8 protein-coding genes are annotated in these 9,945 nt (G+C 62.7%); 3 read left to right on the top strand and 5 right to left on the bottom strand.

Features of this window, described 5'->3' with window-relative positions:
• The first annotated feature begins 99 nt into the window (after nucleotides 1-99).
• Genes QMX98_RS15910 through QMX98_RS15900 form a run of 3 tightly spaced genes read left to right on the top strand, consistent with a single transcriptional unit; the run spans nucleotide 100 to nucleotide 3,455 of the window.
• On the top strand, nucleotides 100-1,296 hold the full coding sequence (locus QMX98_RS15910) for an amidohydrolase family protein (RefSeq protein ID WP_083376562.1): 1,197 nt from the start codon (nucleotides 100-102) through the stop codon (nucleotides 1,294-1,296).
• Nucleotides 1,293-2,780, top strand: a complete 1,488-nt coding sequence (locus QMX98_RS15905; protein ID WP_282411046.1) for an amidohydrolase family protein — start codon at nucleotides 1,293-1,295, stop codon at nucleotides 2,778-2,780. The genes QMX98_RS15910 and QMX98_RS15905 overlap by 4 nt, the downstream gene beginning before the upstream one ends.
• A gap of 12 nt (nucleotides 2,781-2,792) precedes the next feature.
• On the top strand, nucleotides 2,793-3,455 hold the full coding sequence (locus QMX98_RS15900) for a flavin reductase family protein (RefSeq protein WP_077749688.1): 663 nt from the start codon (nucleotides 2,793-2,795) through the stop codon (nucleotides 3,453-3,455).
• A 51-nt stretch (nucleotides 3,456-3,506) separates the two neighbouring features.
• Here QMX98_RS15900 and QMX98_RS15895 read toward each other — a convergent pair whose 3' ends face one another.
• The 5 genes from QMX98_RS15895 to QMX98_RS15875 all read right to left on the bottom strand — a co-directional run bounded on the left by QMX98_RS15895 (nucleotide 3,507) and on the right by QMX98_RS15875 (nucleotide 9,944).
• Nucleotides 3,507-4,166, bottom strand: coding sequence for a DUF799 domain-containing protein (locus QMX98_RS15895; protein ID WP_010460994.1), 660 nt, complete (start codon nucleotides 4,164-4,166; stop codon nucleotides 3,507-3,509).
• A complete protein-coding gene (locus QMX98_RS15890; protein WP_077749689.1) occupies nucleotides 4,163-4,534 on the bottom strand; it encodes a DUF4810 domain-containing protein in 372 nt (123 codons plus the stop codon). Before QMX98_RS15890 ends, QMX98_RS15895 begins: the two co-directional genes overlap by 4 nt.
• Nucleotides 4,535-4,564: 30 nt before the next feature.
• Complete coding sequence (locus QMX98_RS15885; protein WP_154505590.1) at nucleotides 4,565-5,239, bottom strand: CsgG/HfaB family protein; 675 nt, start codon at nucleotides 5,237-5,239, stop codon at nucleotides 4,565-4,567.
• Nucleotides 5,240-5,454: 215 nt separating this feature from the next.
• Nucleotides 5,455-8,553, bottom strand: a complete 3,099-nt coding sequence (locus QMX98_RS15880; RefSeq protein WP_218585115.1) for an error-prone DNA polymerase — start codon at nucleotides 8,551-8,553, stop codon at nucleotides 5,455-5,457.
• On the bottom strand, nucleotides 8,529-9,944 hold the full coding sequence (locus QMX98_RS15875; RefSeq protein ID WP_282411045.1) for a DNA polymerase Y family protein: 1,416 nt from the start codon (nucleotides 9,942-9,944) through the stop codon (nucleotides 8,529-8,531). Before QMX98_RS15875 ends, QMX98_RS15880 begins: the two co-directional genes overlap by 25 nt.
• Nucleotide 9,945 lies beyond the last annotated feature (1 nt).

Genomic DNA, 9,945 nt, shown 5'->3' with positions numbered 1-9,945 from the left:
GGCAAGCCTTGTTCCTACAGGGGAATGCGCATCCTTGTAGGAACGAGGCTTGCCCGCGAAGACGCCGGCCAATCCACCATCAAATTTGAGGTGTATGCAATGACTCAACCCCGCTGGCTACGCAACGTGCGCCCCTACGGCGCCACAGCCGAAGACCTGCTGCTGGAAAACGGCCTGTTCAAACAACGCCGCCCGGCCTCCAACACCGCGCTGGCCGCCACCGACATCGACGGCCAACACCAGCTCCTCACCCCTGCCCTGGTGGAAAGTCACGTCCACCTCGACAAAACCCTGTGGGGCCAACCCTGGCGCCCGAACAGCGCCGGCCCGACCCTCAAGGACTACATCGCCAACGAGCGCCGCGTCCTGCGTGAAGTTGACGCGCCCATCGCCCATCGTGCCGGCGCGTTGCTGGAAAACTGCATCGCCCGTGGCTCGCTGACGATGCGTTGCCACGTCGACATCGACCCGGAATTCGGCCTGCGCCATGTCGAGGCCATGCAACAACTGCGCGACATCTACCGCGACCTGATCGACCTGCAACTGGTGGTGTTTCCGCAAACCGGCCTGATCAGCCGCCCCGGCACCGCCGAACTGATGCGCGAAGCCATGGCGCTGGGCGTGGAAAACGTCGGCGGCCTCGACCCGTGCGGTATCGACAACGACCCGGTCGCGCAACTCGACTTCGTGTTCAAGCTGGCCAGCGAATTCGACCGTGGCGTCGACATTCACCTGCATGACAAAGGTGAACTGGGCCTGTGGCAAATCGCGTTGATCGCCGATTACACCGAGCGCTTCGGGCGGCAAGGTCGGGTGATGATCAGTCACGCTTACTGCCTGGGGATGTTGCCGTGGAGCCAGGTCAAACCGCTGGCCGAACGCTTGGCGGCGTTGAGCATTTCGCTGATGAGTTCGGCGCCGGCCGATTGCGCGGTGCCGCCTTTCCTTGCGTTGCGTGAAACAGGCGTGAATGTCTGCCTGGGTTCGGACGGCATTCGCGATGCGTGGTCGCCGATGGGCAACGGCGACATGCTGGAACGGGCAATGCTGCTGGCCTTGCGCTTTGACTTGAACAAGGACGATGAACTGGCCGCAGCGTTCGAAGCGGCGACGGTGAACGGTGCCCGGGCGCTGGGTTGTGAACGGTATGGATTGGAGATCGGCCAAGCGGCGGACTTCCTGCTGATGCCGGTACAGACTTTGGGCGAAGCCGTGGTTTCTCGACCCGTGCGGCAGGTTTATCGCGGCGGTGAGTTGATCGCCTCAGGTGGTCGGCTGCTGGAAAGCCGCTTGTGAAATGCATCGGTCTGAAGGCCAGTTGCGTGGTCGGCTTCGACGGCACGCAGCATGTGCTGTGGCGCGACGGCGAAGTGGTGTTCGAAGGTTCGCGCATTGTGTTTGTCGGGCGTGGTTTTACCGGGCCGGTCGATCAGTGGGTCGACTATGGCAATGCGTTGATCGGCCCGGGTTTCATCGATCTGGACGCACTCGGGGATCTGGATTCCACGGTGCTGACGCTGGACAACGGCGATGAACGCGACATGGGCCGGATGTGGTCTGAGGACTATCTGGCGGCCGGTCCGCGCGAGAGTTTCGACCCCGATGAAGAAGTCTTCAAATACCGCTACGCCTTCACGCAGTTGATCCGCAACGGCATCACCACGGCCCTGCCAATCACCTCGATGTACTACCGCGAGTGGGCCGAGACCTACGACGAATTTGCAGCGGTGGCCGGCGTGGCGGCCGAACTGGGGCTGCGCACTTACCTCGGCCCCTGCTACATGAGCGGCATGAGTTATTGGCGGGCCGATGGCACCCTCGGGCATCACTGGGACGAAGCCCGGGGAATGGCCGGACTCGATGCGGCGGTTCGGTTTTTCCATGATTTCGAAGATGCGCACCAAGGCTTGATTCGCGGCGCCTTGTTGCCGGATCGCATCCAGACCTGCACCCCGGCGCTGCTGCAACGCACCGCTGCGCTGAGTCGCGAATTGAGCGCGCCGATGCGTTTGCATTGCTGCCAGGGGCTTGGCGAGGTGGCGATGGTCGAGCAACTGCGTGGTGTGTCGCCGCTGCACTGGTTGCAGCAACTGGACCTGCTGACCCCGCGCAGCCTGCTGCCCCACGGCATCTACACCTCGGGCGATGACGATCTGCAACGGGTGGTGGATGGCGGCGCAAGCCTGGTGCATTGCCCGGTGGTGTTTGCTCGCGACGGTGAGGCGCTGAATTCGTTTGGGCGCTATCGGGCCAAGGGCATCAACTTCGCCTTGGGCACTGACACCTGGCCGGCGGATCTGCTGGAAAACATGCGCCAGGGGGTGAACATCGCCCGTTTGATGGAGGGCGGCGATGCGTTGACCTCCACGCTGGATATGTACAACGCCGCCACCCTCGGCGGTGCGAAAGCCTTGGGCCGCGATGATCTCGGTCGCCTGGCAACCGGGGCCAAGGCCGACATCACGGTGTTCAGCCTTCGCGGCCTGCACTTGGGGCCGTTGTTCGATCCGCTGAAAAACCTGGTGCTGGCCGGGCGCGGTGACGACTGCATCGCCAGTTACATCGACGGCCGCTGCGTGATGCAAGACGGCCAGGTTCAGGGCATCGATTACCCCGCTCTGCAACGCCAGGCCCAACAACAATTCGAAAAACTGATGCGCAGCCACAGCGACCGGGCCATGGGCCGACCGGACTGGAAAACCCTGTTCAAACCGGCCATTCCGTTCGCCGATGACTACAGCGCAGACGCGCCGTTGAGCGCAATCGATCCCCTTATTTAGAGATGTCTGCCAATGCAAAGCTTCGACTTCAGCACATTGAGTGCGCGGGACAAATACAAGATTCTGATCGGCAGCGTGGTGCCTCGGCCGATTGCGCTGGTCACCACGATTGATGGCGAAGGCCGGATCAATGCCGCGCCGTTCAGTTTCTTCAATGCGCTGTCCGCCGACCCGCCGATCCTGGCGCTGGGCGTGGAAAACTACGGCGACCAAAGCCCCAAGGACACCACCCGCAACATCCAGCTCAATCAGGAATTCACCGTCAACATCGTCAGCGATGCGCTGGTGGAGGCGATGAATGTGTGCGCGGTGCCCTTCGCGCCCGGCTTCGATGAGTTGACGGCTGCGGGGCTGACGGCGATTGCCGGCACCACGGTCAAATGCCCGCGCATCGGCGAGGCGCCGGTGGCGTTGGAGTGTCGGCGGATGATGGCGCTGTCCATCGGGCAGTCGCGGGAAATTATCTTCGGGGAAGTGTTGATGGCGCATGTGCGGGACGAATTGATCGACCCGAAAACCTTGTACATCGATCAGCTGGGGCTGGATGCGATCGGGCGCATGGGTGGGCATGGCTATGCACGGACCCGGGATTATTTCGATTTACCGACGCGGTCGTTGCAGGCGTGGACGGATGCGCCGGGGGGTGGGGAGCGGTTTTGGCCTGCCACCAAATGATCGTCCCTTAACTGATCGTTCCCACGCAGCGTGGGAACGATCTCACTGGGTTCAATCAGTACCGTATTTCGGCGAACGCGGTCCGTACAGCAAGCCCGCCGGCTGCCCGGCCGACAGCAGGCGCGCACTGGCCACACCGGCAATCGGGTGACCGGCGTCGGTGGCGCTGTTGATCACTTGCTTGACCGCTGCCGTAATCAGCATGCCAACCAAGCCGCCGCCACCGTTGTTGCCGCCCTCTTCGCTCGAAGCCCGGGCCGAGCCGGTCCACAGGGTGGTGCCGCTCTTGAGGTCGACCAGTTTCGCGGTGGCGGTCACCACGGTTTCGCTGCTGATGATCATGTAGCGCGTACCGTAGTCCGTCACGGTGATGTACAACGCCGCATCGGCACCGAAAATTTCCTGCAGCTTGTTGGCCGGGGCCTGGTGAATGTCCGCCGGTGTGGTCAGGCCATTCTGGCGGAATGTCTCATCGACCAGGGTGATCGGCAGCACGTAGTAACCGGCTTCTGCCAACGGGTACGTGACCTGCGACAACATGCTGTAGGACGCCTTGACGTCCGGCGAGTTGTTCAGCGGCGGCAGCACCAGAATGGTTTTCGGACGGGCTTGCTTGTACGCCGAATAGTCCACGGTCTTGGGGCTGACGCAGCCACCGAGCACAGCCAGCGCCAGCAACCCGGCCATCAGTTTCAATGAACGCGCGATCATTGGGTGTCTCCGGTCTTGGCGTTTTTAAGCAGAAAATCCATGTACGGCGTCGACTCGGGAAACAGGGTTTTCTCAGTCCTGAACTGCTGCACCATCTGATCGTCCTTGCCCATGCTCAGGTATAACAGCCCCAGGTGAGCGTGGTAGCCAGGCGGCGGCGTCTTGCCGGTGGACTTGATCTTCTGCAGGTCGCGTTCCAGCGCTTCGGCCTGGGCTTCCTTGGGTTCTTCACCCTTGAAGTACTCGTAAACTTCCGGCTGGTAGCTTTCCCACTGGTAAAGGGTTTTCGGGCCGGCGCAACCGGCCAACAGGCCGCTGACCAGCAATGTCGACGCCATCAGCGCCCACGACACATACGTCTTGAACATGCTTTTACCGCTCCTTGTCATCAACCTTGATCAGTTACCCGGTTTCCATGCCCCGGCGTTCATCCCGTCTACCAGGCGATTGATCGCCTCGCGCATGGCCAGGTCGAGCACTTTGCCGTTGAGGGTCGAATCGTAGGCAGCGGTGCCGCCGAAGCCGATGACTTCACGGTTGGACAAGGCGTACTCGCCCGCGCCCTGAGTCGAATAAACCACTTCGGAGGTGCTGATATTGACGATGTTCAGGTTGACCTTGGCGTAGGCCACCTGGGTCTTGGCGCGACCGAGAATGCCGAACAGCTGGTGGTCGCCGGTTTCTTTGCGGCCGAACTCGGTGACATCACCGGTGACCACAAAGTCAGCACCCTTGAGGCGCTGGGACTGGCCCTTGATCGCGGCTTCCTGCTGGATCTCGCCCATGTTGTCGCGGTCCAGCACGCTGAAGCGGTTGGTTTGCTGCAAGTGAGTGATCAGGATGGTCTTGGCCTGACCGCCGAGGCGATCCACGCCGTCGGAGAAGATCCCGCGCATGTAGCTTGAACGGTTGTCGAACTTGCCGACCGCCATGGGCACACGAACACCGGCATACGCCACGCTGGCGCTTTCGACTTTTGCGACTGGCAAGGCGCGCGAGCTTTCCGTGGCGCAACCGGCCATGCTGCCCAAAAGGGCAATCGCTGCCGTCGATACCAACATCCGAGAGATCATTCTCACTGTGCATTCCTTCTGAAAAAACGGTTTATCCCGGCACGGCAATAGCCAACCGCTGCGGATTGCAGCGGCGAAAAAGCGAGGGGGAATCAAATCGATAATCGACGTGCGGGACGTCGGCGGCCGGCATTATGCCAAAGTGCCATCACTGATAACAGTGTTTAATTTTTTATTGGCGCCAATGCATTGGCTGTCGCGATCAGTGGTTGGGATCAGTGGAAATCGCGGCTGCGCACGCTGATGCCATCCAGCAAGGGGCTCAGGTCGCTCAAGCGTCCGGCAATCAGGTGGCGCACCTCGCCTTCCTTTTCCCAGCGGCCATCGACCTTGAGCAACTGCGAGCCGACCAGCACTTTTCGCTGCCGATCAGCCAGGTCGCGCCAGACGATGACGTTGATGTTGCCGAATTCGTCTTCGAGGGTGACGAAGGTCACGCCACTGGCCGTGCCCGGCCGTTGCCGGCCGGTGACCAGCCCGGCGACGCTGACCGGTCGCCCGTGCTCGACCTCCATCAGCTCTTTCGAACTGCGGCAACGTCGGGCTTTCAACTCACCTCGCAACAACGCCAATGGATGCGGACCCAAGGTGGTGCCGACACTGTTGTAGTCGGCCAGCAGGTCCTCGCCCACTGTGGGTTTGGGCAGATAGATCGCAGGTTCTTCCTGACTCGGCAGGCCGGCAAACAAACCGAGTTGCTTCTGCACCCCCGCCACTTCCCAGCGCGCCCGATGACGATCGCCGGCCAGGCCCCGCAACGCACCGGCATCGGCCAGTTGCTCCTGGGCACGGGCATCGAGTCGCGCGCGCTCGCCCAGGTCGGCGATGTCGACAAATACACCCTTTGCCCTCGCCGCTTCGATGCGCCGGGCATCGTCCTCGCGAAAGCCCTTGATCATCCGCAGCCCCATGCGAATCGCCGGCTGCGCGCCAGTGATCGGTTCGAGGCTGCAATCCCAGTCACTGGCGCGCACGTCCACCGGGCGAATCTGCAAATGATGCCGGCGCGCGTCCTGCAGAATCTGGTCCGGGCTGTAGAAACCCATGGGCCAACTATTGATCAGCGCACAGGCGAAGGCCGCCGGTTCATGGCATTTCAACCAGCAACTGGCGTAGGTCAACAAGGCAAAACTGGCGGCGTGGGACTCTGGAAAACCATAACTGCCGAAGCCTTTGATCTGTTCGAAGATCTGCGCGGCGAACTCGGCCGTATAGCCGTTTTTCTTCATCCCGGCGGCCAGCCGATCCTTGTGCGGTTCCAGTCCGCCATGGCGTTTCCAGGCGGCCATGGAGCGACGCAACTGATCAGCCTCGCCGGGGCTGTAGTCGGCGGCGACAATCGCAATCTGCATCACCTGTTCCTGAAACAGCGGCACGCCCAAGGTGCGTTTGAGCACGACTTCCAGCGCCGGGGACGGGTAAACCTCGGGTTCCTCCTTGTTTCGCCTTCGCAGGTACGGGTGCACCATCCCGCCCTGGATCGGCCCCGGACGGACGATTGCCACTTCGATCACCAGGTCATAGAAGGTCCGGGGCTTGAGCCTCGGCAGCATCGACATTTGTGCCCGGGATTCGATCTGGAACACGCCGATGGTGTCGGCACGGCCGATCATGTCGTAGGTTTGGACATCTTCGGCGGGGATCGTCGCCAGGCTCAAGTCCAGATGGCGATGACGACGCAGCAGATCAAAACAGCGGCGGATCGCACTGAGCATGCCCAAGGCCAGAATATCCACCTTGAGCAGCCCCACCGCATCGAGATCGTCCTTGTCCCACTGAATGATGGTGCGCTCGGCCATGGCAGCGTTTTCCACCGGCACCAGGCTGTCCAGTGGCTGCTCGGAAATCACGAAACCGCCGGGGTGTTGGGACAGATGCCGGGGGAAACCGATCAGTTGCTGAGTCAAACTCAGCACCCGGCGCAGCACCGGGCTCTCGGGGTCGAAACCGCCTTCAAGCAGGCGCTCCACGGGCGGCGTTGCATCGCTCCAGTGGCCGCAGCAATCGGCCAGGGCGTTGATCTGATCCGGTGGCAAACCCAGGGCCTTGGCCACATCGCGCACCGCGCCGGCCGCGTGATAGGTGCTGACCACTGCCGTGAGCGCGGCGCGGGTCCGGCCATAACGCTGGAACACGTACTGCAAGACCTCCTCGCGGCGCTCGTGTTCGAAATCGACGTCGATGTCCGGTGGTTCATTGCGCTCTTTGGAGAGAAAGCGTTCGAACAACAGCGTGGTGCGGTCCGGGTCGATTTCCGTGATGCCCAAGGCAAAACACACCGCCGAGTTCGCGGCAGAACCCCGGCCCTGACAGAGGATTTTTTGTTCACGGGCAAACCGCACAATGTCGTGCACCGTGAGGAAGTAGCTTTCATAGCCCAGCTCGGCGATCAGCTCCAGCTCCTTGTCGATCTGCACCAGCACCTTGGCTTGCGGGCCGTCCGGCCAGCGCCACGCGATCCCTTCTTCGGTCAGATGCCGCAGCCAGGACGTGGCCGTCTGGCCTTGCGGCACCAGCTCGCGGGGATACTGGTAACGCAACTGGCCGAGGTCGAAGGTGCAACGCCGGGCAATGGTCAGCGTTTCATCGAGCAGTGCTTGCGGGTAGATCGATTGCAGGGCATCGAGGCTGCGTACATGCCGCTCGCCGTTCGGATGCAGCCGCAACCCGGCCTCGGCCACCGGCAGGTGATGACGGATCGCGGTCATGGTGTCCTGCAAGGCGCGCCGTCCACGGGTGTGCATGTGCACATCGCCGCTGGCCACCGCAGGAATCCGCAGTTCCCGAGCCAGGGTCAACAGCGCGTCCAGTCGCCGGGTGTCGTCCTGCCCGCGATGCAACTGCACCGCCAGCCACAGGCCATCGGTGAACGTCTGTTTGAGCCAATGACCGCTGGAAAAATCATCGACCGTGTCCGGCACCCACAGCGCCAGCAACCCCGGCATCGGTTCACTGAAGTCCTCACGCAGCACTTGATACTGGCCTTTCTCCGTGCGGCGCCGCGCCCGGGTGATCAACCGACACAGGGTCTGGTAACCCTCAAGGTTTTCCACCAGCAGCACCAGCTTCGGACCGTTCTCGATGCGCACTTCACTGCCGATAATCAGCGGCAGCTCCACGGATTTGGCCGCTTGCCAGGCGCGGACGATACCGGCCAGGGTGCATTCATCGGTGATCGCCAGCGCTTGATAGCCGTGTTTTTTCGCCCGCTGAAACAATTCCAGGGCACTGGAAGCACCGCGCTGGAAACTGAAGTTCGACAGGCAGTGCAGCTCCGCATACTCGACGCTCATGCGAACCAGCCTTGCAGCCACAGCGGGCCACCCTCACCCACCGCACGGTAGGCCCAGCCCTGCTGGCCGGAACGGGTTTCGATCAGGTAGTAATCGCGGCGCACGTCGTCGCCGTCCCACCAGCCGGACTCAATGCGCTCCGGCCCCATGAGGATCCGTGTCGAGCCTTCGTGTACGGCCTGCGGCTCCGTCAGCAACCAGCCCGGACGCTGCACCCCCGCCAATCCCGCACACAGTTGTTTGTCGGCCCGCGCCTGCCACGCGCACTCTGGCCGGTGATCGGCCTGGAAACGCAAGCCATGCACCGCGTCATCCCCGAGCCGTGCACGCAAGCGTTCGCGCAGTTGCTCCCAGGGCAAGGTCTGCTGCGGACGGTCGTCGAACAGTTCCTGACGTTGCGGGACGAAGCTCGGCAGGTCTTCGGCGCGCAGCCGAAAACCGCGCACCGGGGCCTCGACCTGCACCTGTTCCAGCCGTCCCCGGGCCAGTTCGAAGAGCATCGCCGGATCGCGCTCGGCGCTGAGCAGGCCGACCTTGATCAGCGTGTCCGGCAAGCCGGCGTGTTCCAGGTGCAGGTCGAAACGCTGCACGCCACTGTCCCGGCCACAAAGGAAGGCCGACAGATCGCCGGTCAAGCGACGCAATGGAAACAACAACGCCTGATGGGATTGCACATCGAAGTTGAGCTCGATGCGCACATCAAACCGGTCCGGTGGCAGGTAGAACGCCAGCGCCAGCCGCCGCTCGCCGAACAGCGCATCCAGGTGCTTGAGCACTTGGGCCTCGAAACGTCGCGCCAGGCTGTTGCGCGGCAACGCCTGAACCTGGCTCAAGGTGCGCAACCCCATGCGCGACAACGCCGTGGCCACCGCCGGTTCCAGGGCGATCCGGTCAACCGGCAATTGCCCCAGGTGATAGCGCAAGGCTTGATCGTCCGGCACCACCAGGCCGTCATACATATTGGCCAACACCCGCGCAGCCACCGGGTTGGGCGCGGCGACGATCCGATGCCGAAAGCCCAGTTCGCCGAGCTCGGCACGCAACCGCGCCTCGAACTGCGGCCACGGCCCGAACAACCCCAGGCTGGATTCGATTTCAAACACCACGGCACGCGGGTAATGCACGCTAACCTGAGAGCTGAACCGATAGGCCCACGCCGCCAGGAACTGTTGCCAGTGCTCGATCTCGGCGACATCGTATTCGGCCGTGACAAAACCTTTGCTCAAGGCCTGGGCGGCGGTCATCGACTGCCCCGGGCGCAAACCCAGCGCCCGCGCCGGAGCGTTGACCGCTTGCAACACCCGGCGCTGTGCCGGGCCCGTCAGCAGCGCCAACGGTTCATCGGGATCGGGGCGCTGACGCAGTACCGCGTCCAGCGCCAATTGCGGGAAGAGAATGCACACCCAGCGCATG

This window comes from Pseudomonas sp. PS02303 (genome assembly GCF_029959925.1).
GTDB classification, from domain to species: domain Bacteria; phylum Pseudomonadota; class Gammaproteobacteria; order Pseudomonadales; family Pseudomonadaceae; genus Aquipseudomonas; species Aquipseudomonas mandelii.
The sequence above is the reverse complement of the archived record's forward strand: the minus strand, read 5'-3'. Positions and strand labels throughout refer to the sequence as shown.